Source organism: Halomonas garicola (assembly GCF_031935715.1).
In the GTDB taxonomy this organism is placed as follows: Bacteria; Pseudomonadota; Gammaproteobacteria; order Pseudomonadales; family Halomonadaceae; genus Vreelandella; species Vreelandella garicola.
Genome location: NZ_JASSZF010000018.1, coordinates 1 through 25597 on the forward strand (window position 1 = coordinate 1; position 25597 = coordinate 25597).

29 protein-coding genes and 1 CRISPR repeat array are annotated in these 25597 nt (G+C 59.4%); of the genes, 22 read left to right on the plus strand and 7 right to left on the minus strand.

The window, feature by feature from the left end; translation table 11 throughout:
* The coding region (locus RS027_RS07940) for a helix-turn-helix domain-containing protein (RefSeq protein ID WP_311955799.1) at nucleotides 1-510 on the minus strand (510 nt) is incomplete at its 3' end.
* Nucleotides 511-574: 64 nt separating this feature from the next.
* Between RS027_RS07940 and cas8c the strand changes: the two genes are divergently transcribed.
* From cas8c to RS027_RS07975, 7 genes are all read left to right on the plus strand, one after another.
* A complete protein-coding gene (gene cas8c / locus RS027_RS07945) occupies nucleotides 575-1327 on the plus strand; it encodes a type I-C CRISPR-associated protein Cas8c/Csd1 (RefSeq protein WP_311955802.1) in 753 nt (250 codons plus the stop codon).
* Nucleotides 1327-2196 (plus strand): type I-C CRISPR-associated protein Cas7/Csd2, encoded by an 870-nt coding sequence (gene cas7c / locus RS027_RS07950; RefSeq protein ID WP_311955806.1) that lies wholly within the window; start codon nucleotides 1327-1329, stop codon nucleotides 2194-2196. Before cas8c ends, cas7c begins: the two co-directional genes overlap by 1 nt.
* 9 nt (nucleotides 2197-2205) lie before the next feature.
* Entirely contained in the window at nucleotides 2206-2844 is a 639-nt protein-coding gene (gene cas4, locus RS027_RS07955) for a CRISPR-associated protein Cas4 (RefSeq protein ID WP_311955809.1), read from the plus strand.
* 5 nt (nucleotides 2845-2849) lie between these two features.
* Complete coding sequence (gene cas1c, locus RS027_RS07960) at nucleotides 2850-3890, plus strand: type I-C CRISPR-associated endonuclease Cas1c (RefSeq protein WP_311955823.1); 1041 nt, start codon at nucleotides 2850-2852, stop codon at nucleotides 3888-3890.
* Nucleotides 3891-4028: 138 nt separating this feature from the next.
* Nucleotides 4029-4319 carry a CRISPR-associated endonuclease Cas2 gene (gene cas2 / locus RS027_RS07965; protein WP_311955825.1) on the plus strand — a complete coding sequence of 97 codons (291 nt, stop codon included), beginning with the start codon at nucleotides 4029-4031 and terminating at the stop codon, nucleotides 4317-4319.
* A 188-nt stretch (nucleotides 4320-4507) separates the two neighbouring features.
* Nucleotides 4508-6974: a CRISPR direct-repeat array (repeat unit 33 nt; unit sequence GTCGCGGCCCGCTCGGGTCGCGCGGATAGAAAC).
* Nucleotides 6975-7528: 554 nt separating this feature from the next.
* On the plus strand, nucleotides 7529-8935 hold the full coding sequence (glnA, locus tag RS027_RS07970; protein WP_311955828.1) for a glutamate--ammonia ligase: 1407 nt from the start codon (nucleotides 7529-7531) through the stop codon (nucleotides 8933-8935).
* A 22-nt stretch (nucleotides 8936-8957) separates the two neighbouring features.
* A complete protein-coding gene (locus RS027_RS07975) occupies nucleotides 8958-9467 on the plus strand; it encodes a DUF4124 domain-containing protein (RefSeq protein ID WP_311955830.1) in 510 nt (169 codons plus the stop codon).
* Here the strand turns inward: RS027_RS07975 and RS027_RS07980 are convergent.
* The 3 genes from RS027_RS07980 to ugpB all read right to left on the minus strand — a co-directional run bounded on the left by RS027_RS07980 (nucleotide 9464) and on the right by ugpB (nucleotide 12353).
* Nucleotides 9464-10348 (minus strand): ChaN family lipoprotein, encoded by an 885-nt coding sequence (locus tag RS027_RS07980; RefSeq protein ID WP_311955831.1) that lies wholly within the window; start codon nucleotides 10346-10348, stop codon nucleotides 9464-9466. The genes RS027_RS07975 and RS027_RS07980 overlap by 4 nt on opposite strands.
* A gap of 34 nt (nucleotides 10349-10382) precedes the next feature.
* Entirely contained in the window at nucleotides 10383-10910 is a 528-nt protein-coding gene (locus RS027_RS07985) for a YqiA/YcfP family alpha/beta fold hydrolase (protein WP_311955833.1), read from the minus strand.
* A gap of 114 nt (nucleotides 10911-11024) precedes the next feature.
* A complete protein-coding gene (ugpB, locus tag RS027_RS07990; RefSeq protein ID WP_311955834.1) occupies nucleotides 11025-12353 on the minus strand; it encodes a sn-glycerol-3-phosphate ABC transporter substrate-binding protein UgpB in 1329 nt (442 codons plus the stop codon).
* A 213-nt stretch (nucleotides 12354-12566) separates the two neighbouring features.
* Here ugpB and argE point away from each other — a divergent pair, with 213 nt between their 5' ends.
* The 5 genes from argE (at nucleotide 12567) to RS027_RS08015 (ending at nucleotide 16906) form a co-directional block, all read left to right on the plus strand.
* Nucleotides 12567-13748, plus strand: a complete 1182-nt coding sequence (gene argE, locus RS027_RS07995) for an acetylornithine deacetylase (protein WP_311955837.1) — start codon at nucleotides 12567-12569, stop codon at nucleotides 13746-13748.
* Nucleotides 13745-14065, plus strand: a complete 321-nt coding sequence (locus tag RS027_RS08000; protein ID WP_311955839.1) for a GIY-YIG nuclease family protein — start codon at nucleotides 13745-13747, stop codon at nucleotides 14063-14065. The genes argE and RS027_RS08000 overlap by 4 nt, the downstream gene beginning before the upstream one ends.
* A gap of 95 nt (nucleotides 14066-14160) precedes the next feature.
* On the plus strand, nucleotides 14161-14493 hold the full coding sequence (locus tag RS027_RS08005; RefSeq protein WP_311955840.1) for a hypothetical protein: 333 nt from the start codon (nucleotides 14161-14163) through the stop codon (nucleotides 14491-14493).
* A gap of 157 nt (nucleotides 14494-14650) precedes the next feature.
* On the plus strand, nucleotides 14651-15853 hold the full coding sequence (gene pncB / locus RS027_RS08010; RefSeq protein WP_311955842.1) for a nicotinate phosphoribosyltransferase: 1203 nt from the start codon (nucleotides 14651-14653) through the stop codon (nucleotides 15851-15853).
* A gap of 54 nt (nucleotides 15854-15907) precedes the next feature.
* Complete coding sequence (locus RS027_RS08015) at nucleotides 15908-16906, plus strand: diaminopimelate dehydrogenase (protein ID WP_311955844.1); 999 nt, start codon at nucleotides 15908-15910, stop codon at nucleotides 16904-16906.
* Between the two features lie 341 nt (nucleotides 16907-17247).
* Here RS027_RS08015 and RS027_RS08020 read toward each other — a convergent pair whose 3' ends face one another.
* Nucleotides 17248-17658: a helix-turn-helix domain-containing protein gene (locus tag RS027_RS08020; protein ID WP_311955846.1), complete on the minus strand. Its 411-nt coding sequence runs from the start codon at nucleotides 17656-17658 to the stop codon at nucleotides 17248-17250.
* A gap of 121 nt (nucleotides 17659-17779) precedes the next feature.
* Here RS027_RS08020 and RS027_RS08025 point away from each other — a divergent pair, with 121 nt between their 5' ends.
* Genes RS027_RS08025 through RS027_RS08065 form a run of 9 tightly spaced genes read left to right on the plus strand, consistent with a single transcriptional unit; the run spans nucleotide 17780 to nucleotide 23044 of the window.
* Nucleotides 17780-17971 (plus strand): helix-turn-helix domain-containing protein, encoded by a 192-nt coding sequence (locus RS027_RS08025; RefSeq protein WP_311955847.1) that lies wholly within the window; start codon nucleotides 17780-17782, stop codon nucleotides 17969-17971.
* Nucleotides 17971-18873 carry a helix-turn-helix domain-containing protein gene (locus tag RS027_RS08030; protein ID WP_311955849.1) on the plus strand — a complete coding sequence of 301 codons (903 nt, stop codon included), beginning with the start codon at nucleotides 17971-17973 and terminating at the stop codon, nucleotides 18871-18873. The genes RS027_RS08025 and RS027_RS08030 overlap by 1 nt, the downstream gene beginning before the upstream one ends.
* On the plus strand, nucleotides 18815-19126 hold the full coding sequence (locus RS027_RS08035) for a hypothetical protein (RefSeq protein WP_311955851.1): 312 nt from the start codon (nucleotides 18815-18817) through the stop codon (nucleotides 19124-19126). Before RS027_RS08030 ends, RS027_RS08035 begins: the two co-directional genes overlap by 59 nt.
* Nucleotides 19123-19566, plus strand: coding sequence for a VRR-NUC domain-containing protein (locus RS027_RS08040; RefSeq protein WP_311955854.1), 444 nt, complete (start codon nucleotides 19123-19125; stop codon nucleotides 19564-19566). Before RS027_RS08035 ends, RS027_RS08040 begins: the two co-directional genes overlap by 4 nt.
* Before the next feature lie 14 nt (nucleotides 19567-19580).
* Nucleotides 19581-19844 (plus strand): hypothetical protein, encoded by a 264-nt coding sequence (locus RS027_RS08045; protein ID WP_311955856.1) that lies wholly within the window; start codon nucleotides 19581-19583, stop codon nucleotides 19842-19844.
* On the plus strand, nucleotides 19841-20473 hold the full coding sequence (locus tag RS027_RS08050) for a TolC family protein (RefSeq protein ID WP_311955858.1): 633 nt from the start codon (nucleotides 19841-19843) through the stop codon (nucleotides 20471-20473). The genes RS027_RS08045 and RS027_RS08050 overlap by 4 nt, the downstream gene beginning before the upstream one ends.
* Nucleotides 20419-21360: an AAA family ATPase gene (locus tag RS027_RS08055; protein ID WP_311955860.1), complete on the plus strand. Its 942-nt coding sequence runs from the start codon at nucleotides 20419-20421 to the stop codon at nucleotides 21358-21360. The genes RS027_RS08050 and RS027_RS08055 overlap by 55 nt, the downstream gene beginning before the upstream one ends.
* Complete coding sequence (locus tag RS027_RS08060; RefSeq protein ID WP_311955862.1) at nucleotides 21360-22484, plus strand: metal-dependent hydrolase; 1125 nt, start codon at nucleotides 21360-21362, stop codon at nucleotides 22482-22484. The genes RS027_RS08055 and RS027_RS08060 overlap by 1 nt, the downstream gene beginning before the upstream one ends.
* 5 nt (nucleotides 22485-22489) lie before the next feature.
* Complete coding sequence (locus tag RS027_RS08065; RefSeq protein ID WP_311955864.1) at nucleotides 22490-23044, plus strand: thermonuclease family protein; 555 nt, start codon at nucleotides 22490-22492, stop codon at nucleotides 23042-23044.
* A 2-nt stretch (nucleotides 23045-23046) separates the two neighbouring features.
* Here RS027_RS08065 and RS027_RS08070 read toward each other — a convergent pair whose 3' ends face one another.
* Nucleotides 23047-24129 (minus strand): restriction endonuclease, SacI family, encoded by a 1083-nt coding sequence (locus RS027_RS08070; protein ID WP_311955866.1) that lies wholly within the window; start codon nucleotides 24127-24129, stop codon nucleotides 23047-23049.
* On the minus strand, nucleotides 24110-24487 hold the full coding sequence (locus RS027_RS08075) for a helix-turn-helix domain-containing protein (RefSeq protein WP_311955868.1): 378 nt from the start codon (nucleotides 24485-24487) through the stop codon (nucleotides 24110-24112). Before RS027_RS08075 ends, RS027_RS08070 begins: the two co-directional genes overlap by 20 nt.
* Here RS027_RS08075 and RS027_RS08080 point away from each other — a divergent pair.
* A complete protein-coding gene (locus tag RS027_RS08080; RefSeq protein ID WP_311955870.1) occupies nucleotides 24486-25583 on the plus strand; it encodes a DNA cytosine methyltransferase in 1098 nt (365 codons plus the stop codon). The genes RS027_RS08075 and RS027_RS08080 overlap by 2 nt on opposite strands.
* The last annotated feature ends 14 nt before the right edge of the window (nucleotides 25584-25597 follow it).

Genomic DNA, 25597 nt, shown 5'->3' on the forward strand with positions numbered 1-25597 from the left:
TTCGCCTCGATCCTCTTGCTCTTGGAGCACTTTCAGAAGGCCCTGGGTATTGCGAAAATCCGTCTCATCGCGTCGGCCCTTTAGTGAGTGCCGAATGCGCTTGAAGCTATTTTGATTTTTTTTCAATGCCCGGCGCAAGGTGTCCGTGCTGAAGGTTTTTCCTGTTTCCTCCTGAAGCCTAGCCTGCAGGGTGCGTAGCTGATGAGGATGCTCCTCCACCAAGGTCTGTAGCCGCTCTCGATCGCTGTCATCAAGAATTGGGGTGCGGCCACTACGGGGCTTATCAACGAGCTCTTCGAGACCGGAGGCTTCCCACTTCTTGAACCAGATCGTCAAGGTATTTCTTCCGACCACTAAAATGTCGCCGATCTGGGCGATGGTGTAGCCTTGGTCGCTCAAGAGGATCGCATGAGCGCGACGGCGCGAGGCGCGTTTCTGCCCGTACTGATGGACATGGGTCAACGCCTGTCGGTCGGTTTCTGTCAGAGGAGAGATGAAGCGCCTTACCATGCTGCCGTCCTAAGCTGATATTATACCGACATTATGCATGAAAATATTTGCCTAGGCACTTAGCTTGGAACGCTTGGCGCAGCATTACGCTTGGCATCATCAGGATTTGAAGCTTGAACCTGCTCCCTGGAAAGGTGTTGCACCCGCGATTTGGCGGCTTTTATACGCTACGGCACCGAGCCGTAATGGAAAAGCCAAAGCAGAAGATATTCCACCGCAGCTAGCGGGAGAGTTAGCTAGAGCTATTTTGACCGGCAGCCGTTATCCATACTCTCTGCTTTCCAACATCATCATGCGGATGCGTAATGATGGCGATATCGATGGTGTTCGTGTCGCACTTTGCAAAGCCGTACTGGCGCGAAAAGGACGTCTTTCCGCGTATTCGAACGCAACTACTCAGGAGGTGCCCGTGAGTCTTGATCGATATTCCACTCATCCCGGCTATCTGCTCGGCAGGCTTTTTGCCGAGCTGGAAAATGCCCAACGCGGTGCGCTAGGAGGGCAGGTTAATGCCCCTATCCGTGATCGTTACTATGGCGCTGCCTCCGCAACACCGGCCAGTATTTTTCCCATGCTGCTGCGCAATGTACAAAACCATTTGTCAAATATGCGCAAGAAAGAAAAAGGCGGGCTGGCGCACACTATAGAAAGTGAAATGGCTGACATTATTGATGGGCTGGGAGAAAAATTTCCTAAAAGCCTGCATATCGAAGACCAAGGAAGATTTGCAATTGGCTATTACCATCAGTCGCAGGCTAGGTTCTCAAAAAAGGCTAAAAAATTGGAAGAATCCGAAGTTGCACAAGGAGATGAATAATGAGCGCCATTGCTAATCGTTATGAATTTGTACTGCTGTTTGACGTGAATAATGGCAACCCCAATGGTGATCCAGATGCGGGAAATCTTCCACGGCTTGATCCCGAAACCAACCAGGGGCTAGTTACAGACGTATGCCTCAAGAGAAAAATCCGCAATTACGTCGAGCTAGAAAAAGAAAACGATGCTGGTTACTCGATTTACATGAAGGAAAAGTCTGTTCTTAATAACCAGCACAAAAAAGCCTATGAGGCGCTGGGGATCAAGCCTACGCCGAAGAAGCTTCCTAAAGAGGCGGAGAAGGCCCACGCACTGACCGAATGGATGTGTAACAACTTTTTTGATGTGCGCACTTTTGGCGCCGTTATGACGACTGAAGTTAACTCCGGCCAGGTGCGTGGGCCGGTGCAGATGGCGTTTGCCAGCTCCATTGACCCTGTTGTGCCCATGGAAGTTTCCATCACGCGTATGGCGGTAACTAACGAGCGTGACCTTGAGAAGGAGCGCACTATGGGGCGTAAACATATCATACCCTATGGCCTATACCGGGCTCATGGATACATCTCTGCCAAACTTGCTGAGCGTACAGGGTTCTCTGACGAGGATCTTGAGCTTTTATGGCGCTCATTAATCAATATGTTTGAGCATGATCGTTCTGCATCTCGGGGTGAGATGTCGGCACGGAAGCTGATTATTTTTAAGCATGATAACCCCATGGGTAACGCGCCGGCTCATCTGCTGTTCGATAGTGTGAAAGTCGAACGCGCCAATGGCGAGAATGAATCTCCGGCCCGCGATTATAGTGATTATCGCGTTTCTATCAATACTGAGCGCTTGCCGAAGGGCGTTAGCGTCGAAGAAAAATTATAGGATAGGAAAATGGAGAATGATGCTCGCTTAGTTCCTCTATCAGCACTGCAGCATATGCTTTTTTGTCCACGCCAGTGTGCACTGATTCACCTTGAACAGCAGTGGGCAGAAAATCGCTATACGGCGGAAGGGCGTATTCTCCATGAGCGTGCCGACCATTTCGGGCATGAGCGGCGGCGTGGTATCCACACAGCTATGGCGCTGCCATTATCCAATAAAGCCTTGGGTTTAACCGGAGTAGCAGATGTCGTTGAATTCGACGAGACCTCCGGAAAGACCACTGTCACTCCGGTTGAGTACAAACGTGGGCGACCCAAGGCGCACCGTGCTGATGAAGTTCAGCTTTGTGCACAGGCACTTTGCCTGGAGGAGATGTTGGATCTCACCATAGAGCACGGAGCGCTTTACTATGGTAAAACGCGACGCCGTAAAACCATCGGGTTTGACGATGTTTTACGAGATCTGACATTGCGGGTCATTGCCGATACTCTCGCACTTTTTGATAGCAATCGTACCCCAGCCGCTATCTATGAAGCCAAGCGCTGCGATCACTGTTCGCTGATAGATATTTGTCAGCCACAAGTGATGGGAAAGCAGCGTTCAGCGAGCCAATGGCTGGTGCGCCAGCTGCAATCGTTAGATGAGTAAGCCTTATGCGTCGTCAGCTAAATACGCTATATATTACTACGGAAGGAGCGTGGCTAAAGAAGCACGGCGCCAATATCGTCATGATGGCCGAGGGTAAAGAGCGGGCAAGACTGCCGGTCCATATGCTCGAGTCACTGGTCTGCTTTGGCCGCGTGCTGGTGTCTCCACCGCTAATGGGTTTCTGTGCCGAGGAAGGCATCACCATTACACATTTGTCACCAAACGGAAAATTTCTCGCGCGTGTTGAAGGGCCGGTATCCGGCAACGTTCTTTTACGGCGCGCTCAGTACCGTATTACCGATGATGAAAACGGCTGTGCAGGTGTTGTTCGTCACGTGCTGGCCGGGAAAGTACATAATCAGCGAGCAGTCGTTGCTCGGGGACTTCGTGATTATGGCTCTAAGCTGGAGATCTCAGAGCGCCAACGTCTGGAGAGAACGAAAACGCGGCTGGGGCGAGTTGCACGCGACTTGCTAAACGAGCCTTTGACGAATGGCTTGCGTGGGTTGGAAGGCGAAGCTGCGCAAACGTATTTCAGCATTTTTGACAGCCTGGTGCGTAACGATAGTAAAGCCTTTCGTTTTACCGGGCGCAACCGTCGCCCACCGCGTGATCGTATCAATGCGCTGCTGTCTTTTTTCTACACCCTGCTGACTCATGATTGTCGTTCCGCACTGGAAAGCGTGGGGCTGGATCCTGCAGTAGGTTTTTTGCACCGTGACCGCCCTGGGCGTCCTAGCTTGGCGCTGGATCTGGCCGAGGAATTTCGTCCGCTTTTGGGAGACCGTTTAGCATTATCGCTCGTGAATCGTCGTCAACTTCGCGAGAAAGATTTTGTGGTGGCTGAGAGCGGTGGGGTAGTGCTGACCGAGGATGCACGCAAAAAGGTGCTAACAGCCTACCAGGAGCGGAAACGAGAAGAGCTATATCATGCTTTTATAAATGAAAAAGTGCCGATAGGTATGTTGCCAATATTGCAGGCTCAGCTATTGGCGCGCCACCTTAGAGGCGACCTAGATGCTTATCCGCCTTTTTTGTGGAAATGAGATGAGTGTCTGTTCATAACTAATCGTGCATTATTGACGTAGCACTTGAACAGCCACAGACGCTTCCAGGCGATCGGTGGGTCTACTATTACGCGTCAAAATATCTGAGCAGCCACTTAACTCTAGGGAGAACGGGCCATGCTGGTTCTAGTTAGCTACGATGTTAGCACCTCATCGGAAGGTGGTAATAGGCGACTGCGTCGGGTGGCCAAAGCCTGTCGGGATGTTGGCCAGCGTGTACAATTTTCCGTATTTGAGATCGAAGTTGATCCTGATCAGTGGGTACGTCTTCGCCAGCAGCTGATTGGTCTGATTGATGAAGACCTTGATAGCCTGCGTTTTTATTTTTTGGGCCGGAACTGGCAAAAACGCATTGAGCATATTGGTGCCAAACCTGCTTTGGATATGCACGGACCCCTTGTGTTTTAGCAAAACACTTGGCTTGCGAACCCTTAGCGTCTCGCATATTGCCGGTAGGTTCGCAGATCTTTAATAACTTGTTTTTGTTGGTTTTTTATCTCTGGCATTATTTATGCAGCAAGTTGTGCTTCATGATTGACGTGTTTCGCGAATTTTTAGGTATTTCCTTTTATTTAACAACGCGTTATAACGGAGCAGTCGCGGCCCGCTCGGGTCGCGCGGATAGAAACCGGCGTCTTCCGCTGCCACCGTAGCATGTTCACGTCGCGGCCCGCTCGGGTCGCGCGGATAGAAACGTCATCGGCTGGCCATTGCAGCCGGTCGGACAGGTCGCGGCCCGCTCGGGTCGCGCGGATAGAAACATCAACCAAGGTTGGCAAGCTGCCGACCTCGCCTCGTCGCGGCCCGCTCGGGTCGCGCGGATAGAAACGTCGCTCAGGTAGTGCCCCAGCGCCGTCCATTCGGGTCGCGGCCCGCTCGGGTCGCGCGGATAGAAACACCGCTGATAACGCCGTCGAGGTGCTGCTGGACAAGTCGCGGCCCGCTCGGGTCGCGCGGATAGAAACAGCGCGCTTGCGCTCAGCCTTGATGGCGGGCTCGGGTCGCGGCCCGCTCGGGTCGCGCGGATAGAAACGGCATCCGTAACCGCGAGATCGTCAACCTGATGCGCGTCGCGGCCCGCTCGGGTCGCGCGGATAGAAACGATGATGCCGGTACCGAACTGGCGATAGACAGCGGTCGCGGCCCGCTCGGGTCGCGCGGATAGAAACGCCAGCGTCTATTATGTCGGCGGCAACCAGGGTAGCGTCGCGGCCCGCTCGGGTCGCGCGGATAGAAACAGCGTGGCGGATACGTCGTCGCGCTGATCAACAGGGTCGCGGCCCGCTCGGGTCGCGCGGATAGAAACGGCACGCAGATGAAGACAGCCGACTGCTTGCAGGTGTCGCGGCCCGCTCGGGTCGCGCGGATAGAAACCTCGACGGCGACATCGAGCGCACCCACTACACCGAGTCGCGGCCCGCTCGGGTCGCGCGGATAGAAACGATGTCATGCTGATGATGATGCAAGACTCAGCTGGTCGCGGCCCGCTCGGGTCGCGCGGATAGAAACCCTCGCCCGGCGTGATGCGCGGATGAAAGCCGAGTCGCGGCCCGCTCGGGTCGCGCGGATAGAAACTTGGCGGACGACATCCTCGATGCCCCCTGATAACGTCGCGGCCCGCTCGGGTCGCGCGGATAGAAACAACCAGCTTACTACCGCATGGCAGCGGCAGACGGTCGCGGCCCGCTCGGGTCGCGCGGATAGAAACTCAGTCCGCGCACTCGGCCCCCAGCGCTGACCCGGTCGCGGCCCGCTCGGGTCGCGCGGATAGAAACGGGCCTGTAGCGGCTCAAGCTCGTTGATCACAAAAACGTCGCGGCCCGCTCGGGTCGCGCGGATAGAAACGTAAAGCCCGCGCATGTAGAGCTCGTAGGTGTCGCGTCGCGGCCCGCTCGGGTCGCGCGGATAGAAACTACACCATGACCACGCCGTCACGATTCCACCCGGGTCGCGGCCCGCTCGGGTCGCGCGGATAGAAACTTCACGCCGCAGGCCCAGCGCAGCCAGTCCGCACAAGTCGCGGCCCGCTCGGGTCGCGCGGATAGAAACGCCACCTATAGCAACTCGATCAACCTCAAGGAGATCGTCGCGGCCCGCTCGGGTCGCGCGGATAGAAACACGCTCGGCGACGGCGAGACGGACTACACGTTCGTGTCGCGGCCCGCTCGGGTCGCGCGGATAGAAACGATCCTGTCTTGCCCATCCCGCGCGGGCTTTTTTGTCGCGGCCCGCTCGGGTCGCGCGGATAGAAACCATCCCTCAGCGCCTTGGCCGACCCCTCGGCAGAGTCGCGGCCCGCTCGGGTCGCGCGGATAGAAACGACCAACACGGCGACCCTATCCAGCCTGGCACCGAGGTCGCGGCCCGCTCGGGTCGCGCGGATAGAAACATAAAGCTGGTTGCCCTGCCGCTCGATACGGCCAAGTCGCGGCCCGCTCGGGTCGCGCGGATAGAAACTTCATGGAGGCGCTATGCCGCGCAACGCATTTGGTCGCGGCCCGCTCGGGTCGCGCGGATAGAAACTTGATAACGGCGGCAACGCCGACAGCATGGTGCGGTCGCGGCCCGCTCGGGTCGCGCGGATAGAAACCGCGCCCAGCACCGGCTGGACGGCACCGTCACCGCGTCGCGGCCCGCTCGGGTCGCGCGGATAGAAACCTCACCAATCCCGGTGACGTCCAGCGCTACATGAGCGTCGCGGCCCGCTCGGGTCGCGCGGATAGAAACACGCCGATATCGACCCCACCGACCGTCTCAAGCAGGTCGCGGCCCGCTCGGGTCGCGCGGATAGAAACAGCGCCAGCAGACCCAGGCAATCAACCAGACCCAGGTCGCGGCCCGCTCGGGTCGCGCGGATAGAAACACGGTCGATGCCGGCGATGCCGCCGCCCTGGACGGTCGCGGCCCGCTCGGGTCGCGCGGATAGAAACTCACGCTCGACGAGTCCGTACAGTACACGACGCAGTCGCGGCCCGCTCGGGTCGCGCGGATAGAAACTACCACTTCAAGCTCTGCACGCCCGCCGCCCGGGTCGCGGCCCGCTCGGGTCGCGCGGATAGAGACTGCCAGTGGGTGCAAGCCGATAACCTGGCACTCAGGTCGCGGCCGCTCGGGCCGCGTGGATCTAAACAATAATATCGGCTAGTTTTCCTATTGAAGCGAGCTTGTCGCAGCCTATAACAAGGTTGTGTGGATTGAAACTCTGAACTGCCGGGGCGACAGCGGACCTGTACGGAGCCGCCTTGCACCTTTTGTTATTAGCTGCCGCCCAGGCAGCTCAGAAACGATCCCCGCACCCGCGGGGATGATCCGCTATGTTCGCTGCCGCCCAGGCAGCTTATGCAGGGCCCTACTCCGCAGGCCTCCGGCCTGCTTCGCCCGGCATAGCCGGCCTCTTACGCAAGCTTGGTTGCTTAGGTAGGCCGCTGTACCTCCACCATTAACCCTCCCACGTGCAATTCTTTTGAGCACCTGAAACAATGTCCGGGTTTTCGCCGCCTGGAAATGTGTTAGGCGCTCGGTAGCCATGTGCTACAAAATGGCCACAGTTTTTCCGTGCGGGTCACCGCGCCCGCCGGCACGTTTTCAAGCCAAGTGACGCTTACCCGGAGGCTACGATGTCAGCCAAGACGCTCGCCCTGATTGAAGAGCACGATGTGAAATGGATCGACCTGCGCTTTACCGACACCATCGGCAAGGAGCAGCATGTGACCATTCCGGCGCGTGACGTGGACGATGATTTTTTTGAAGACGGCCAGATGTTCGACGGCTCGTCGATGGCCGGCTGGAAGGGCATTAACGAGTCCGACATGGTGCTGCGCCCGGAAGACGGCACGGCCTACCTGGATCCGTTCACCGAAGATGCGACCCTGGTGCTGCGCTGCGACATTATCGAGCCGGCCACCATGCAGGGTTATGACCGCGATCCGCGCTCCATCGCCAAGCGCGCCGAGGCCTACCTGCAGTCCACCGGCCTTGGCGATACGGCGTTTTTTGGCCCGGAACCGGAGTTCTTCATCTTTGACGAGGTGCACTGGAAGACCGATATCCAGGGCTCGATGTACAAGATCACCTCGGAAGAGGCGGCATGGTCTGCCGATCACGCCATCGAGGGCGGCAACCTGGGCCATCGCCCGCGGGTGAAGGGCGGCTACTTCCCCGTACCGCCGGTGGACAGCTTCCACGACATCCGCGGAGCGATGTGCAACACCCTGGAGGCCATCGGCCAGAGCGTGGAAGTGCACCACCACGAGGTGGGCACCGCCGGGCAGAACGAGATCGGCGTCAAGTTCAACACCCTGGTGAAGAAGGCCGATGAAGTTCAGGAAATGAAGTACGTGATCCACAACGTGGCCCACGCCTACGGCCGGACCGCGACCTTTATGCCCAAGCCGCTGGTGGGCGATAACGGCTCGGGCATGCACGTGCACCAGTCGTTCTGGAAAGACGGCGACAACCAGTTTGCCGGGGACGAATACGCCGGGCTTTCGGAAATGGCGCTTTATTACATCGGCGGCATCATCAAGCACGCCCGGGCGCTGAACGCCTTTACCAACGCCTCGACCAACTCCTACAAGCGGCTGGTGCCGGGGTTCGAGGCGCCGGTGATGCTCGCTTACAGCGCGCGCAACCGTTCGGCGTCGATCCGCATTCCCTATACCGCCAACCCCAAGGGCAAGCGGGTGGAGCTGCGCTTCCCCGACCCCACGGCGAACCCCTACCTGTGCTTTGCCGCGATGCTGATGGCGGGAATCGACGGCATCAAGAACCAGATTCACCCCGGCGATGCCATGGACAAGAACCTCTACGACCTGCCGCCGGAAGAGGGCAAGCAGGTGCCAACCGTGGCCACGAGCCTGGAGCAGGCGCTGGAAGCGCTGGATGAGGACCGGGCTTTCCTGACCGAGGGCGGGGTGTTCAGCGAAGAGATGATTGATGCCTACATCGCGCTCAAGATGGAGGATGTGAACTACCTGCGCATGACCACCCATCCCGTGGAGTTTGAGCTGTATTACAGCTGTTAAGGTTTTCACTACCGGGGACGCAATGAGGCGAAAGCGAGTCGGGTGGCTTGTCGGCATGCTGATGGCAGCGCTTGCCTGGGGGCCGCTTCAGGCGCAAACGGTGTACCGGGTGGTAGACGAGGCGGGTAACGTGACGTTTACCGACGATGCCGAGAGTGGCGGCAGCGAGGTAGCGCTCAAGCCGCTGCAGGGGGGCAGTGCCTCGACGTCGAACACGCCTTCGGAAGCGTCGCCGGGCGCACCGTTCATGCCTTACGACCGTTTTGTCATTGACCGGCCGGCCAGCGCGGCGACTCTGCCGGAAGCGCCGTTTCCCGTAGAGGTGGAGGTGCTCCCGGCGCTGCGTGCCGACCATCAGATCCGCCTGCTGGTAGACGGCAGCCTGAGCCAGTCGGCGCTGCGCAGCGAGGCGTTCTGGGTGCCGCGGCTGGCACCCGGCAGGCACCGGCTGCAGGCCGAGCTGCTGGATGCCCAAAAGCGCGTTCGCCACCGCACGCCGGAACTTGAGGTGCGCGTGGCGCCGGGCGGCTAGCCGGTGTCCAGCTGCTCCATGAAACCGGCCGTCGGCGCGGGCGAGGCTTCGAGCAGGTAGAGCGCATCGGCAAGCCCCGGTGCCTGGGGCCGGCAGGTATCGGCGGGCACCGGCAGCAGCGTCATCTGGCGGTGTACGCCGCGCTTGTCGAGCTGGTGGGCCACGCCGTCGCTGTACTGCATGTGCCCTCTGCCCATGAGTCCCACGGCCAGTTTGCCGCCGGCGCTGGCTCGGGCAAGGGCGTCGGCCATGGCGGTATCCCAGGCTAGCTGGGCGCGCAGAAAGGTGGCGAACGGCTGCTCCAGCGGATGGGCGTCGTAAACCGCGCGCAGGCGCCGGCGATAGGCCGGGCTGGGAGTGGCCGGCGGAGCAATGCCGTGGCGCTCGGCGGCGGGTACGGCGTCAAAGCCTTCGTCCGCCAGTCGGCGGCGCAGCTCGGGGGCAATGTTCAGCGCCACCAGCGGAATGCGGTTCATCCGCGCGAAGTGAAAGATCGGCAGGTACATGGCCGCTTCAAAGCCCCAGACGTCGTCCCAGCGGCTTTGGCGCAGCAGTTCGTCTTCGCTCAGCTCGCCGTTGACCCAGGCATCGAGCACCGGCTGGGCGCGGCGGGGCAGCATCTCAAGGCCGATTACCATGTCGTCGCGGTGGGCGGCGAGGCCTGCCAGGGTGTTGAGCTCGAAGCGGTGGTCGGCCATTTGGTCGTGGCGCTCGCCGATCAGCACCACGTCCTGGTCGGCGGCCCGGCTCAGTACGCGAGATGCCGGGGTGACGGCGCCGAGCTGCCACCAGTCGCCGGGGGCCAGGCAGTCGTTGGCATGGGCCGGTACGGTAAGGGCCGCGAGCATGAGTCCCAGCGTTAAAAGGCGCAGTCGGCGCATGGGGCGTCCTGTAGGCAAAAAGGCGGAGCCGGGTTCACTCGCAGCCGGCAAGCGCTTCACAGTGGTGTAGGAAGCGTTCGAAATCGCCAAGGATGATCGAAAGGCTCGCGTGCAGGCGGTGATCGTCGTCGAGCAGCCGCAGGGACAGGCGCTGATCCCGGGCGTAGTCAATTACCGGGCCGGGGGCCACGACGTCGTCCTGCCAGCCGTGGATGAGGTGGCAGGCTTGGGCCTTGAGCACCGGCGAGGTCTCCGGGTAGCCGGCAATGCCCAGCGCCGGCGCCAGCAGAAAGCAGCCAAGCACCGCGTGCTCGGCCCCCAGCATGGCGCTGACCCAGCCGCCGAGGCTGGAGCCGGCCATGACGCAGCGGGCGGGGTCGTCGCCGCGCTCGGCCAGGGTGCGGCGCAGGTGTTCGAGGCGGTCGCGAGGGTCGGGCTGCTGGCGGTAGTCCATTACCACGGTATCGACGTTGTCGAGCCGCTCGGCGACGCCCTTGAGCGCCTGCACCTTGAGCGCGCCGGGCCCGCTTTCCAGGCCGTGGGAGAGGTAAACGGTGATCATGGTCGCTCCGCGCAGTGAAAGCCGATGAGCCGGGTGCCGGGGCCAAGGGCCGCCGGCGCGTTTCAGCCTTTAACATAAACCCTAGCGGGTTCGCCGACGGCTGCCAAGCGGGCCTTATGAGTTGGCGGCCTCAAAATCGCGCAATAGCTGATTGCCGCGGCTCACGGCGTCATCGGTGGCTTCTTCGCCGCTCTTTTTACCGTTCATGACGGCTTCCATCTCTTCGGTGATGATCTTGCGAATCTCCATGAAGTTACCCAGGCGTGTTCCCTTGGCATTGGCCGTGGGCGCCTTGAGGGTCAGCTGTTCAAGGGCCACTGACGCGCCGGGGTTGGCTTTATAGAACCCCTGCTCTTCGCTAAGCTCTTGAGCTTTCTTGGTGATGGGCAGGTAGCCGGTTTTCTGGTGCCATTTGGCCTGTACGGCGGGCTTTGACAAATAGTCGAAAAAAGCCGCGACGGCCTCGTATTCCGCGTCGGTGTGGCCGCGCAGTGCCCACAGCGACGAGCCGCCGATGATGGCGTTTTGCGGCGCACCTTCGACGTCGTCGTAATAGGGTTGCCTGGCGTAGCCCACGTCAAAGCTTGCGTTGTTCAACACGTCTGCCCGGGCCGCCGAGGAGCCGAGAAACATGGCGCAGGCCTGGGCGTAAAACATCGGCTCGGCATTGGGGCCGTCGTCGGCGCCGCTCCAGCGGAAGACGTCGCTGCCCTGCCAGATGTGCAGGTTCTCCCAGTGGCGTGCCACCTCCTCGTTGTTGAACGCAAGCTTGGCGTCCAGCCCGCCAAAGCCGTTCTGCTGAGTGGCTATCGCCAGGTTATGCACGGCGGAGAAGTTTTCCAGCATGATCCAGCTGGGCCAGGCGGCGGTGAAGCCGCACTCGGCGGCGTCCGCGTTGGTAATGGCCGTGGCGGCCTGGGCAACCCCGTACCAGGTGGTGGGCGGCTCGTCGGGGTCGAGCCCCGCTTCTTTGAATACGTCGCGGTTGTAATACATGACCGGCGTGGCAACGTTCAGCGGAAACGACGGCATCTTGCCCTGGGCGTCGCGGTAATAGGCCGCAATCGCCGGGAGAAGGGCTTCTGTATCGAGGGGCTGGCTGTGCTCCTCCATCAGCTCATGCAGCGGATAAACGATGCCCTCATTGTTTCGCATCAGGGTGCCCGTGCCCGCGTCGGGCACCTGAAGGATGTGCGGCTGCCCGTCGCCACTAACGGCGTCAATGGCCTTGGTGACGGTCTTGCTGCCGGTGCCGCGAAAGCTGGTGAAGACGCGGTATTCCTCCTGGGAGCTATTAAACGCCTCGGTTATTTCCTCGAGGATGGCCTCCCGCTTGCCGTTCAGGGAGTGCCACCATTGAATGTCGGTCACGGCCTGGGCCGGCAGGCTGAGGCAGGCGAGGGCGATCCCGGCGGTAGCGGCATGAAGTGAAAAGCGGGGCATGGTGTGTCCTGTTCGGTGGTATCGAGCGCAATGAGTCGCGAGGCGCGCCGGGGAAACAGTCCCATAAGCAGTGTAGGCAATGGTGTAGGCGATAGTGTAGGCGATATTTTGTCGGGTGCGAGAAGAAAGAAGCCGGCCGCGGCCAGCGTAGGCGCACCGATGCGCGAATGGTAGGCTCTGGCGAAGACATTGGCCATTAAATCGGAGTGAGGCATGGAGCAGGCAGTGGCGTTGCTTGAGGATCTGGTGGCGTTCGATACCACGTCGCACCGTTCCAACCTGGCGCTGATCGAGTACGTCGAAGCGTACCTGGCGCGCTACGGCGTGACCGCCGAACGGGTGACGAGCCCCTGCGGGGAAAAGGCCAACCTCATGGCGCGCATCGGCCCCGAAGCGCCGGGCGGGGTGGTGCTGTCCGGCCATACCGACGTGGTGCCGGTGGCGGGCCAGCCGTGGTCGAGCGACCCTTTCACCCTGCGCGAAGGCGGCGGCGATCGGCTTTACGGGCGCGGCACCTGCGATATGAAGGGTTTTATCGCCTGCGTGCTGTCCCGGGTGCCCGAGTGGACGAGGGCCGCGCTCAAGCGGCCAGTGTATCTGGCGTTTTCCTACGATGAGGAAGTCGGTTGCGTCGGCGCGCCGGCGCTGATCGAAGGCTTCATGAAGCGCTATCCCCATGCGCCAAGCGCTCACGTCATCGTCGGCGAGCCGACGGACATGCGGCCGGTCGTGGCGCAAAAAGGGGCGACCAACCTGCGCACCACGGTGACCGGGCGCGAGGCCCACAGCAGCCAGGTGGATCAGGGCGTATCCGCTGTTCACGTGGCCGCCCGGCTGGTGACCTTTATTGAGGACACCATGACCGAGCTGGTGGCGGAAGGCCGGGTGGACGAGGCCTTTAACGTGGCGCATTCCAGCCTGCACGTAGGCAAGATAGAGGGCGGCACCGCGATCAACATTACCGCCCGGGAGTGCACCTTCGAGTGGGAGATTCGCCATTTGCCAAGCGATACCTTCGAGGCGCTTTACCGGCGCTTCGAGGCGCGCTGCGAAGCGCTGATCCGCGAGGTGAAAGCCGCCGATAAGCCGCTGACGATCGAAACGAAGGCGCTCAACGTGACCGTGCCGGGGCTTGCCGACCGCGATAACCGCCAGGTGCTGGCGCTGGTCGAGGCCAACCTGCCCGAAACCTGCGGGCGCCACGCCGTGGCCTACGCCACCGAGGCGGGGCAGTTTCAGGGAGCGGGGCTCGAGACGCTGATTCTGGGCCCGGGCAGCATCGCCCAGGCCCACCAGCCTGACGAATACGTCGAAAAGGCGCAGCTCGCCGCCTGCCTCGAGTTTCTGGGGCGCATGGGCAGGGCGCTTGAGCAGGAAAGCGGGGGCGAGGCATGAGCCAGGCTGGCGCGCCCGCGGCGGCGCCCTGGTACCTTTACCTGCTGGAGTGCCGGCGCGGCACCTACGCCGGTATCACCAACGATTTGCCCCGGCGCTACCGCGCCCACTGCGCCGGCAAGGGCGCACGCTATACCCGGGCCAATCCGCCGGTGGCGCTGCTGGGGGCGCAGCCCTTTGCCGGGCGCGCCGAGGCCAGCCGGGCTGAATACGCGCTCAAGCAGCAAAGCCCCGCCGAGAAGCGCCGCTGGGCGCAGCGCTGGCAGGCGCCGGCGTTGACGGCTAGCGGCCGCGGGGTAGATGACAATAGCGCCTGAATCGGGCAGGCTAGGGTGCCGGGCGTATACTCATGTTCAGAACAGCGTCCATAAGAATATGCCTGGCAACGTTAATGGCAAAGGAGAGCAGGCAGGTGGCAGTTTACGGTGGGATACAGGCCCACGAGCTGGGCTATTGGCTGACTGCGTTGACCAACGCGGCCTATGACCCGCGCCGCCCGCTGGCCAGCGTTCACGGCGGCTGTGCCCGGGCGCGAACGGCCCGTCAGGACCTGCTGGATATTGCCGGCTGCTACCGCAGCAACCAGAAAAGCGCTGACGCCGCCGCCGCTGCGCTTTCCCGCTGGTGTTTGCACTATCTGGACGAAGCCGAGTGGTACCGCCTCACCGGCGAGCGTCACGACCCGTCTGCCGCCGATCACAGCGATGCCTCCCCCGAGGCGCCAAGGCGCCACCGCGTCGGCTAGCCGCCGCGTTTCCTTACGCTATGTTATTACCGTACGTCATACCGTTACCGCACGTTATACCGCGACGGCACGTCTATCATGACGCCAGCGGGTCAGAGTAACGGCAGCCCGCCACTGCCGCCGTTACCGTCAATTATTACTGTCAGGAGTCTCTTGCATGGCGGCCACCTACCGCGCGCCGGAACAGGTCATTACTTCGCTTCTGGATACCGACTGGTACAAGCTCACCATGATGCAGGGCGTGCATCACAAATACGCCAACGCCAGCGTGGTGTGGGAGTTTCGCTGCCGCAACGCCGAGGACTTAAGCCCCTATCTGGACGAGATACGTGCCCAGGTGGAAAGCCTGCGCTCGCTGTCGCTGACCTCAGCCGAGTCCGAGTATCTGGGCAGCTTTGCTTACATGTCGCCGGATTTCATCCGCTTTCTCGAGCTGTACCGCTTTTGCCCCGAGTACGTGTCCATGTACATGGAGGGCAGCGACCTGTGCATCATCATTGATGGCCCCTGGACCCACAGCATCCTGTTTGAAATCGCGATTCTGGCGATCATCAGCGAGGTGCGTAACCAGGTGCTTTACCCCCACGCCACCGTGGACCAGGCGGTTACCCGGCTGCGGAGTAAATTCGCCGCGCTGCGCCGGGACTATACGCCGACCCAGCTGGAAAACTTCCGCCTTGCGGACTTCGGCACCCGCCGGCGGCTGTCCCAGCCGGTGCAGGAGGCCGTGGTCGACGTGCTGGCCGAGGAGTTTCCCGGCCAGTTCGTGGGCACCAGCAACGTGGATCTGGCCCGGCGCTACAACCTTGCCCCCATGGGCACCATGGCCCACGAATGGGTCATGGCGCACCAGCAGCTGGGCAGCCGGCTGGTGGACAGCCAGCGCGCCGCGCTGGAGTCCTGGGTGCAGGAATATCGCGGGCACCTTGGGATAGCGCTGACCGATACCGTGACGCTGGATGCCTTCCTCGAGGATTTTGATCTCTACTTCGCCAAGCTGTTTGACGGCCTGCGCCACGACAGCGGCGATCCGCTGGTCTTTGCCGAGAAATGCATACGCCACTATGAAGAGCTGGGCATTGACCCCAAAACCAAAACGCTGATTTTCAGCGACGGGCTGACGTTTGATAGCGCCATGGCGACCAAGTGCGCACTGGAGGGCCGCATTTCCACCAGTTTCGGCATCGGTACCAACCTGACCTGCGATCTTCCCGGGGTGACGCCCATGAATATCGTCATCAAGATGGTCTCGTGCAACGGCCAGCCGGTCGCTAAAATATCCGACGAGCCGGGCAAGGCCGCCACCCACGATCCGGAATACGTCCACTACCTGAAAAGCGTGTTCAACGTAGCGGAGTAACGTAGCGGAGTCATACCGACGTCTTCATTCATCGACAAAAAGGCAAAGTGTTACATGGCCGAGACAAATGCCAAGACCATCCGAGTCGCCATTGCCGGCTACGGCAACCTCGGGCGCGGCGTTGAAGCCGCCCTGGGGCAAAACCCCGACATGCAACTGGTAGGCGTGTTCAGCCGCCGGGACCCGGCAAGCGTCACGCTGCTGGACAGCCAGGTGCCGGTGTACTCCATGAGCGACGTGGAACAGTTCAAGGACGAAGTGGACGTCATGGTGCTCTGCGGCGGCTCCAAGACCGATCTGCCCGAGCAGGGGCCGTACCTGGCGCAGTTTTTCACCACCGTGGACAGCTTCGACACCCACGCCACGGTAAACGAGTACCATGCCGCGCTGGATGCCCCGGCCAAAAAAGCCGGCACTATCGCCCTGATGTCGGTGGGCTGGGACCCGGGCCTGTTCTCGCTCAACCGCGCCTTCGGCGAAGCCGTACTGGCCGAGGGGGAAACCTACTCCTTCTGGGGCAAGGGCCTGAGCCAGGGGCATTCCCAGGCCGTGCGTAGCGTCGACGGCGTGAAACAGGGCGTGCAATACACCCTGCCCTCCGACGACGCCATTGCCCGGGTGCGCAACGGCGAGCAGCCCACGCTCAGCACCCGGGAAAAGCACGTCCGCGAATGCTATGTGGTGCTGGAAGAGGGCGCCGACGCCGACACCGTGCGCGAAACCATCGTCACCATGCCCCACTACTTCGCCGACTACGACACCGAGGTCCACTTCATCGATGAAGAAACCTTCGCCCGGGATCACAGCGCCATGCCCCACGGCGGCTTTGTCATCCGCAGCGGGGTCACCGGTGACGGCAACAAGCAATCGATCGAATATTCGCTTGCGCTTGGCAGCAATCCCGAGTTCACTGCCAGCGCGCTGGTCGCCTACACCCGCGCCGCGCATCGGCTGGCGAGCAAAGGCGAATCCGGCGCCCGCTCGGTGTTCGACATCGCCCCGGGTCTCCTCTCGCCCAAGGATCCCGCCCAGCTGCGTAAAGAGCTGCTTTAAGAAAGTGCCGTAAGTCGAGTACCGTGCCGGTGGGAGCGCAATTTATTGCGCGAAAGCAGGCCGTAGGCCTGCCGTTTAATACGCCAATTCCCGCCGGTTTATGGCTGCCCTAGCTACCCATTATGGTAACGATGACCCACAAAAAAGGGCTTACGCCGCAGCGTAAGCCCTTTTTCTGATGTTGGTCGGAATAGCAGGATTCGAACCTACGACCTCTGCCTCCCGAATCCATTTCCCTCTCTTGTAAGCCTATAAAATCAACATCTTATAGCGCCCCTTCCCGTGAAAACGTGACCCTTCGTGACAATAGTGGCCAGAACGTGACTGACGTAAGTCACGTTTTAGTCACGTTGGCAGATCGCCCGGATGGTGAGCAGAAGCTGCATATAGCCGTCCCGATTTGTCGGCTTGGGCAGGTCGATGGACAGCAGTGCGTGCCATTCCTGATCGGTGACACCTATGGCTTTGACGAAGGCATCGTCACAGGCCAGTGCGCGAAGGCCAGCCGGAATATCAGGGCCGATGATGATGTGATGCTGGATGCTGGCTTCCTGGTCAACGCCGCGTAGGTATTCGGTGGTGACATGGAGAATGCCGGCGATGCGGTCGAGAAGGTCGTCGGAGAGTCCCCGAAGCCCCTTTTCGATGTGTGAGACGTGGCTTTGCTGGATGCCAGCTCTCTCTGCCAGCTGCTTTTGTGTCAGCTGGCTATTTCGCCGGGCGGTACGAAAACTGTGCGGATCGACGTTCATGGGTCTGCATGCTTCAAAGTGAGAGAGAGAAAGTGCTGCATTATGCGGGCGAATCATATTTTGCGCCCAAAAAAATTACTGCATTACTCGATAATATTACTACCATGGAGGAGGTGAGGCCATGATGCTGCGCGAAATACGGCGGGCCAAAGGATGGTCCCAGACGGAATTAGCCTACCGCCTTGATTGTGACCAAAGCATTATCAGCCGGATCGAACGGGGAGAGCGCTCGGTCACGCTGGAGCGTCTGCGGAGCATTGCAGCAGCGCTGGAAGTGCCGCTGTCTGCGCTCATTGCCGACGAGGTAGCCTGATGGCTGTCCCGGCGCATGCCTGGATGCCAACGGCCGCGTTTACTGATCGCCGGCTGGGCGCTCGGGATCTGCGCGTACTGGGCGTGCTGTACGCCCACGCCGATGCTGACCGCGCCTGCTGGCCGGCAGTGGCAACGCTTGCGCAGCTGACCGGCATCGACCGACGCGACGTACAGCGCACGCTCCGGCGTCTGGAAGGCTTTGGCTGGCTGACGATTGAGGCCGGCGGTGGACGCTCCGCAACGTCACGCTACCGACTGTGGCAGGTAATGCAAACGGCGGGTGAATCGCCACAAAGGGCGGGCAATATACCCGCTGAAACGCAGGAAAGGGCGGGTGAATCGCCACAAAAAGGCGGGTGTTTTACCCCCGAAACGGCGGGTGAAATGCCCACCCGAACATACCAGGAACAGAGCAAGAACAGAGAACCCCTGTCTTGCGCTTCACCGGAGATTGAGCTGAATGCGTCAGCCGAGCCGCAGGCGAAAAGCGGCAAAGCTGCTCAGGAAGAGTCCTTTGCGGTGTTCTGGGCGGCGTACCCGAAGCGCCGTGGCAAGTCGGATGCGCGCAAGGCGTGGCAACGGCTGCAGCCTGATGACGCGCTGACCGAGCGAATCCTGCACGCCGTGGCGATGGCCCGGGCGTCACCGGATTGGCGCAAGGAGAGCGGGCAGTTTATCCCGTACCCGGCAACCTGGCTGCGCCGGCGCGGGTGGGAGGATGAACTGGAAACGGATATCGAGCCGTTGGCGGCCACCGCCCAGCGGCCGCGACACGGTGAAGCGCAGCGAATTGGCGGCACGTTGGAAGCGCTGGACTCGCTGTTTGCAGGAGGGCAGGAGTATGCAGAGCACGACGTTTCAAAAAGGCATGGCATATCTGGCGGCCGCGTATGGCACTGAGCTGAGCCGCGAGCGCCTGGCGGTTTATTGGGACCAGCTGCGGCAGCTGGACGACCAGACGTTTCTCGGCGTGACCAAGGCCATTGTCGCGCAGCAGCGCTTTTTCCCTACGGTGGCAGAGATTCGTGAGCGTTACCGCGAGGCCTGTGCCCCACAGGTGCAGGTGTATCGGCTACCACGCCCCAAGCGGCAGGACGCCGCGTATGCCCGGTCTGTTTTACAGGCATTGAAAACGGAGGTTCATCGACCATGAAAAACAGGGCAACGGAACATCAGGAGCAGGCGACTTTGTTCAGCTGGGCGGAGTTTCATACGCACCGCTGGCCGGAGCTGGCCCTGATGTTTGCCATTCCAAACGGCGGCAAGCGCAACAAGATCACCGCCGCCATGCTCAAGGCCGAAGGCGTCAAGCCGGGCGTGCCGGACATTTGCCTGCCCGTCACACGCCCGCCCTGGTCGGGGCTGTATATCGAGATGAAAACCGGCACCGGCCGGCTGTCATCGACGCAGCGCAGCTGGTTGCTGGCACTTATCGCGCAGGGCTACCGAGCCGAGGTGTGCCGAGGCTGGCAGGAAGCGCAGCAGGTGATTGTTGAATACCTGGGCGGCGATGAAGGCGAGCCGCTGATGGATACCGTGCCGAGTCCGCACATGCTGCCCGGCCATACCGCTCAACAAGCCGTTTTACATTAGAAAGGACGCTAATTATGACCGCTACATCGCGCCATGAAGGCAACATGATTCACATCAGCCCGGACGGCCAGACGCTGCCCGTCGAGTCGCGGGTGGACGAGCTGACCACCAAGGTCAAGAAGATCACCACAACCGACGAAGGCAAGCTGCAAATCGTGCTGGAATCCGAAGGCATGGATAACGACGCGCTGGCCCAGGTGAAAGAGCTGCTGGTACTGCAGCAGTCGTCGCTGGTTCTGGTCAGCATGCAGCCCACGCAGCAGGATATGTTCGGATGATCCGCCCGGCAGGCATGGCGGCCGCCGTTGCACTGGCCGCTCCACTTTTCGCTCATGCCGCGCCGCTGGATGATGCCTTGGCGCTGGTACACAAAGCCCACCCGGTGCTGCAGGCACATCGCAGCGAATACCGCGAGACGACGCGGCAGCGCGACTGGTCCAGCGACATCACGCTGGGCTGGACTCAGCGAGGCACGACTGAAGGCGGTGCCGCCGGAGCCAACGCCGGTATTCGTGTCACCATCCCGCTGTTTGACCGTAGCCATGAGCTGCGCAGCGCCACGGCGCGTAGTGCCTGGGTAGAGAAGCGGGCCTTGATCACCACGGCCTTCATGGCCGCACTGGCTGAGCTGGAAACGCTGAGTGCTGCGGCACTTGAAGCCGAGACCATGCGGGATTTTTACCGCGATCAGCTGGAGTACCGGCAGCGGCAGGTTGAGGAGGGCATCAGCGAGCCGGATACGCTGTGGAGCGCGACGGAAACCGCCCAGCGCACCGAGATGGAGTATCAGAAAGCGCAGCAGGCGCTCAACGCCGCCCGGGACCGCGTGGCGCGAGAATACGGAGGCCGTCAATGGATGACGTTACGGGATTTATTGGCCGCGCACACGACGCCGACGCTGCACTAGATGCCATCCGGCGTGGCGCCAATGTCCTGATAACCGGCCGCGCCGGCATCGGCAAGTCGGCGTTCTTGCGGCACCTGCGTAGCCGGCTTGGAGACAGCGAACTGCCGGTGCTGTTCGTGCCTGCCGGCACAACGAAAAGCACGCTGTTGGCCTTGGCCGGCCAGATCCATGAATCCTGTGGCCTTGAAGTGCCGGCGGCATTGCTGCCGCCGCGCACTTTGGCGCGTGCCCGGCGCGAGGGCAGCCTGCCGTGGACGGATTTGGTGCGGCCTCTGCGTCGCTTGCCGGTGGCAGACACCATGGCGCTGCTGGAAACCAGCCTGCGCAAGCGGCGCTTTCTGGTTCTGTTGGAGACGCTGGAGGTGCCGCCCAGTCAGGCGGAGCTGTTTACAGTGCTGCTCGACTGCGCCCAGATGGTGGCCTGCATGGACGAAAGCAACCGTCGCAGCCGCATTGAGCAGCTGGTGTGGCGCTTCCAGACTACCGTTGAGCTCAAGCCGCTGCCGCTGGCCGAAAGCCGCCAGCTGGCCGAGCGCTGGATGGCACATCATCCGCTGCGATTTTCCGACGAGCCTACCCGTGACCGGTTCCTGCGCCACGTTGCCCAGGCCAGCGGCGGCGTGCCGGCGGCGATCCGGGGGCTGATGGAGGAGGCCAGCAAGGAGCCGGAAATCACGCCGGCCAAGGCACGCTCGCTGTACCACCAGGCAGGCATTCAATACGTGGACATGACGCCGCTGCTGGTGGTGATACTGGTGATTTTCATGGCAACTCGCTACATCGCCCGTGGCGTAGGTGAGGTGGAAATGCTGGTGTTGTCTGGCGTGGCCACTGCGCTGTTCATGGGGCTGCGATTCTTTTTCTTCCAGATGCGGAGCCGGCGCTGATGCTGACTCCCACACACCTTGTTATCGGGCAGACCACCTTTGTTGCCGTGAGCCTGGCCGTGAGCCACGCGCCCAGCTGGCCGGAGGCGTGTCTGGCCGCGACTGCCGCGCTGCTACCCGACCTCGACAAGCGACAAAGCCATATTGGCCGTTTGTTCCCGTGGATATCCGAGCCGCTGGAATATCGCTTCGGCCACCGCACCCTGACTCATTCGCTGCTCGCCTGCGTCGTGCTGGCATTGCTGCTGTGGCCGCTGCTGCCGCGCGGCGCATGGCTGGCCGTGGTGGCCGGCTATGCCTCGCATGCTGCGGCGGACATGCTGACGCCGGCCGGTGTGGAGTGGTTCTGGCCGGCGCGATGGCGTTGCGTGCTGCCCGGTAACGAGCGCTACCGCATGCGCGCGATGGGCTGGGGGGAGCTGGTGTTTGCCGTGGTGCTGATCGTGGCAACGGTGCCGATGATTGGACTTGCGCAGAGTAAGCCAGGCACCGGCGGGGTGATTACCGCCGCGATTGGTGACATGGCCGCCGCTCGCGCCCGCTACGATGCGGAGAAGGGCGAGCATCGTTGGGAGCTGCGGCTGGCCGGGCGCGATAACCTGACGCTGGAAGATGTGGGCGGCGACTATCCGATTATTGGTCCATGGCAAAGTAGTGGGCTGCTGGTAGCGACATCGAGCGGGCCGCAGACGGTGTGCCGTGGTGGTGGCTGTGACTGGTACGCGGATAGCGCCGTAGCGGTAAAGGGTGAGGCGCAGATCACGACGACCCGCGAGCTGACGGCATCGCACACCTCGCCGGCGGCGTTGGTGGCCGCTTTGGAACCGCTGCAGCCGCTGGGAGAGGTTTACCTGATTGGCAGCCTGACCGCGAAAGGGCTCAAGGAGCAGCTGCCCAGCGTGGCAGTCAGCGGTGATACGGTCAGCCTGACTTACGCTGCGCCGGAAATGCTGGAGACCTGGGGCGCACGGCCATTGCGTGACGTGCTGCTGACGGTTCAGGTGCGCCACGCCCCCGGCGTTGGGGTGCCGAATCTGGCATTGAATGATGAGGTCGTGGATCTGATTCCCGCTGAGTTGCGCCCGTGGATGCTGCAAAATGGCAAGATTTCTCGTGACAGGTAGGAGACATGGATAAAACACGCACAATATACCGTTCCGTGCAGAGAGGAGTGCGGTATATCCGGCACCGGCGCATCGTGCTGTTCTGGGGCGTGGCTGCCGCCAGCCTGAGCCTGCCATGGATCTGGCCGGAGTTCGCGGCCACCGGTGAGCAGGTGGCTACAGGCAGCGGTGAGTGCCGCGTGCTCAAGATTTATGACGGTGATACCATCACCGTGAGCTGCAGCGGCAAACAAGAGCGCGTCCGGTTGTACTGCATCGACACCCCCGAGATGGAGCAGCGGCCCTGGGGGCAGCGCAGCCGTGACCACTTGCGACAGATGATGCCGCAGCGCGTGCGTATTATCGAACACGACCGCGACCAGTACGGCCGCTTGGTAGGCGAAGTGATGGCAGGGCAGACCAGCCTGAATCTGGCGATGGTCGAGGCCGGGCAGGCGGCTATGTACCCGCAGTATTGCAGCGAAGCCCGCTACCGCCGCGCGAATGAGGCGGCGCGGGAAGCGGGCCGTGGCGTGTGGGCTGAGCCGGGGCTACAGCAGCGACCGTGGGAGTGGCGGTAGCGCTAAAGATCGTTTATGCAGCGAACAATATGATTGAATGTTTCGTCTTTAACCTTGGCCGAGCTAATATGGCTGTGTGCCCATTGGATAATCATGTGTCGCTCTATACCGTTTGTTGCAGCAACAATGCTCGAAAAAAAATCATTCACGTTAATAAAATGTAGGTTGATGCCTTTATTCAGCCAGTAATGGATGATGGACTCTTCAGTATCTTTTATAAGCTTGCCATTAGGTCCTTTTAAAAATATCAATGTATCTAGATTGGTTCGAGATATTTTATTTACCGCATGCTGTACATCGCTAAAATTAAATTCTTTATCTTTAACTTCGGCGCTGAACACCAAATTTTCGTTTTCAAAAACGTCTATGTCTGAGACTTCTCTGGAAGAAGCGCCGGATTGGTTTACCTTGTGGGTTATGACATTTAAGGATCTTTTTGATACGTCTCCCAAAATGTTGAAGGTTATTCCAGCCAATATTGCAGCTGTCTCGCCTTCAAAAGATTGTTGGGTCAAATTTTGTGAAAAAATTGCTAGAGATGCTGGATAAAAATGGCCTTCTTTATGCTTCACGCTTGATATTAGTTCTCTAGGCTGGCGTTGAAGAATCCAATATATGCATTCTTTTAGTGCTAGTGACGCTTCACGATTATTACGGAGGCTCTGTATAATCGCTATGGATTGCGATAAAATAAATGTGTCTCTGCCTTTCCTTACGGAGTTTTCTTCTGAAAGTTCTGTGAATCGTGCAGGTTTGTTTAAGAATGGTTCGTTAGACTCGCCAAGCCTACCTGCAAGAAGCTCGCGCTCTATAGGGACAATAACATTGTGACATAGTGATCTTGCGTCGAAAGCACCGTTTAATTTTGCACCGGACTGTAAGGATAAAGGATTGCAGGTTGGATTTGCTACTTTGGCTAAAATGGCGTTGGTGAGTATGTATCTATAGGTTTTATGAGTTCCTAGTATAACACTTTTTATTTTTTCCGATCGGCGTCCAGAAGGTTGCCAGTTGCTGTTTTTTACCTCATGTATCACTTCTCTCAAAATGCTTTCAGCTAAGTTTTTATCTATAGTGACATTCATGTATGCTGTTCCATATTTTGTTAAAAAAATCCTTTTCGCCAGATGATATGGCGTTTAATATATCTATGCATTCCGTAATGTCTAGGCGGCGTTCTAAACGCTCAATCTTTGAAATATCTGGTTGCGTGAAGCCAACTAGTTGAGCTAAATCAGACTGAGAAAGGCCAGCTTTTTTTCTGGCATTTATTATAGTTTGAATCGCTTTTTGATATCTTTGGTCGTGTATAGTTGAAGGCTTAGGCATTGGATGATCATTTGGCTCAGAATGTTGTTGTTGAACGGATCTTGACATTTTGTACAAAATATGCCAAAATCGAATAAATGCATTGATTTTGCTTGGTAAAGCTGACATGGACATGCAGAATAAAACTGCTATATCTCTTTTTTGTGGCGCCGGCGGCATGGATGTTGGCTTTAAGAAAGCTGGCTTTGAAGTGTTGTGGGCAAATGATTTTGATAGCGATGCATGCGCAACATATCGGGAAAATTTAGGCTCGCATGTTGTCTGCGGTGATATTAATGGCCTTATCTCAGATCTCGATGACTTTCAGGGTGTGGACTGTGTCTTTGGTGGCCCTCCTTGCCAAGGTTTTTCTGTAGCAGGCAGGATGGATCCAGCAGATGAAAGAAGTAAATTAGTGATGAGCTTTATGGAGGTGGTAGAAAAAGTTCAACCTTCTTCTTTTGTTATGGAGAATGTGAAGTCCTTAGGCGTTCTCGATAAGTTTAAGCTGGTAAGAGAGTCGATTTTTAAACAGGCGAAGAGCTTGGGTTATCATGTTGAGTTGCTTATTCTTAACTCTAAGGATTTTGGAGTTCCGCAGTCCCGAGAGAGAATGTTTATAGTGGGTTTTAAGAGTAAGAAATATGTAGGTAGTTTAAGTGATTTCTTGGGTGGTTTTTATAGAAAGAGTCCCGTTGTGAGGGATGTTATTGCACGTTTGGGTCCTGCGGGTAGCGAAAATAACCCTAAAACCGTCAAGGCAAGAATTTCTCTAGCTAAAAACCCGGTGCTCAGGAAGTCACCTTATGCAGGGATGTTATTCAATGGTCAAGGCCGACCAGTAGACCCCGACTGCTATTCAAGCACTTTGCATGCAAGTATGGGTGGTAATAGAACACCAATAATTGATGAGAAACAGTTGTACGAAGGTGCGGAAGGATGGGTGATTAAGTATCACCAGCATCTTATGGAAGGTGGCGCGCCTTTTGAAAAAGATGAGGCACCAAACTTCTTACGAAGAATGACTGTTGACGAGGCCCACTTGCTTCAGACATTCCCTGAAAATTTTCATTTTGCCGGCAAGCAAAGCTCAGTCTTTCGCCAAATAGGAAATGCGGTGCCATGCAATCTGGCCCAGTCAGTGGCCGAGATGGTTATGGATGCCTTGAACGGTAATTTGAGGCTAAATCTTAATCGTGATGAAGTTCAAACATTGCCGCTGGCGATTTGACTGAAGTGCATAAG

Bases quoted from the DNA above. Each gene is read 5' to 3' on its own strand.
- RS027_RS08030 (WP_311955849.1), top strand. From the start codon at position 17,971: ATGGCTGTCCCGGCGCATGCCTGGATGCCAACGGCCGCGTTTACTGAT.
- RS027_RS08080 (WP_311955870.1), top strand. From the start codon at position 24,486: ATGCAGAATAAAACTGCTATATCTCTTTTTTGTGGCGCCGGCGGCATG.
- RS027_RS08070 (WP_311955866.1), bottom strand. From the start codon at position 24,129: ATGAATGTCACTATAGATAAAAACTTAGCTGAAAGCATTTTGAGAGAA.
- RS027_RS08025 (WP_311955847.1), top strand. From the start codon at position 17,780: ATGATGCTGCGCGAAATACGGCGGGCCAAAGGATGGTCCCAGACGGAA.
- RS027_RS08065 (WP_311955864.1), top strand. From the start codon at position 22,490: ATGGATAAAACACGCACAATATACCGTTCCGTGCAGAGAGGAGTGCGG.
- pncB (WP_311955842.1), top strand. From the start codon at position 14,651: ATGGCGGCCACCTACCGCGCGCCGGAACAGGTCATTACTTCGCTTCTG.
- RS027_RS07985 (WP_311955833.1), bottom strand. From the start codon at position 10,910: ATGATCACCGTTTACCTCTCCCACGGCCTGGAAAGCGGGCCCGGCGCG.
- ugpB (WP_311955834.1), bottom strand. From the start codon at position 12,353: ATGCCCCGCTTTTCACTTCATGCCGCTACCGCCGGGATCGCCCTCGCC.
- cas4 (WP_311955809.1), top strand. From the start codon at position 2,206: ATGGAGAATGATGCTCGCTTAGTTCCTCTATCAGCACTGCAGCATATG.
- RS027_RS08045 (WP_311955856.1), top strand. From the start codon at position 19,581: ATGACCGCTACATCGCGCCATGAAGGCAACATGATTCACATCAGCCCG.
- RS027_RS07980 (WP_311955831.1), bottom strand. From the start codon at position 10,348: ATGCGCCGACTGCGCCTTTTAACGCTGGGACTCATGCTCGCGGCCCTT.
- RS027_RS08060 (WP_311955862.1), top strand. From the start codon at position 21,360: ATGCTGACTCCCACACACCTTGTTATCGGGCAGACCACCTTTGTTGCC.
- glnA (WP_311955828.1), top strand. From the start codon at position 7,529: ATGTCAGCCAAGACGCTCGCCCTGATTGAAGAGCACGATGTGAAATGG.
- RS027_RS08050 (WP_311955858.1), top strand. From the start codon at position 19,841: ATGATCCGCCCGGCAGGCATGGCGGCCGCCGTTGCACTGGCCGCTCCA.
- RS027_RS08040 (WP_311955854.1), top strand. From the start codon at position 19,123: ATGAAAAACAGGGCAACGGAACATCAGGAGCAGGCGACTTTGTTCAGC.
- RS027_RS07975 (WP_311955830.1), top strand. From the start codon at position 8,958: ATGAGGCGAAAGCGAGTCGGGTGGCTTGTCGGCATGCTGATGGCAGCG.
- RS027_RS08075 (WP_311955868.1), bottom strand. From the start codon at position 24,487: ATGTCCATGTCAGCTTTACCAAGCAAAATCAATGCATTTATTCGATTT.
- cas1c (WP_311955823.1), top strand. From the start codon at position 2,850: ATGCGTCGTCAGCTAAATACGCTATATATTACTACGGAAGGAGCGTGG.
- argE (WP_311955837.1), top strand. From the start codon at position 12,567: ATGGAGCAGGCAGTGGCGTTGCTTGAGGATCTGGTGGCGTTCGATACC.
- cas2 (WP_311955825.1), top strand. From the start codon at position 4,029: ATGCTGGTTCTAGTTAGCTACGATGTTAGCACCTCATCGGAAGGTGGT.
- RS027_RS08000 (WP_311955839.1), top strand. From the start codon at position 13,745: ATGAGCCAGGCTGGCGCGCCCGCGGCGGCGCCCTGGTACCTTTACCTG.
- RS027_RS08055 (WP_311955860.1), top strand. From the start codon at position 20,419: ATGGATGACGTTACGGGATTTATTGGCCGCGCACACGACGCCGACGCT.
- RS027_RS08015 (WP_311955844.1), top strand. From the start codon at position 15,908: ATGGCCGAGACAAATGCCAAGACCATCCGAGTCGCCATTGCCGGCTAC.
- RS027_RS08035 (WP_311955851.1), top strand. From the start codon at position 18,815: ATGCAGAGCACGACGTTTCAAAAAGGCATGGCATATCTGGCGGCCGCG.
- cas7c (WP_311955806.1), top strand. From the start codon at position 1,327: ATGAGCGCCATTGCTAATCGTTATGAATTTGTACTGCTGTTTGACGTG.
- RS027_RS08020 (WP_311955846.1), bottom strand. From the start codon at position 17,658: ATGAACGTCGATCCGCACAGTTTTCGTACCGCCCGGCGAAATAGCCAG.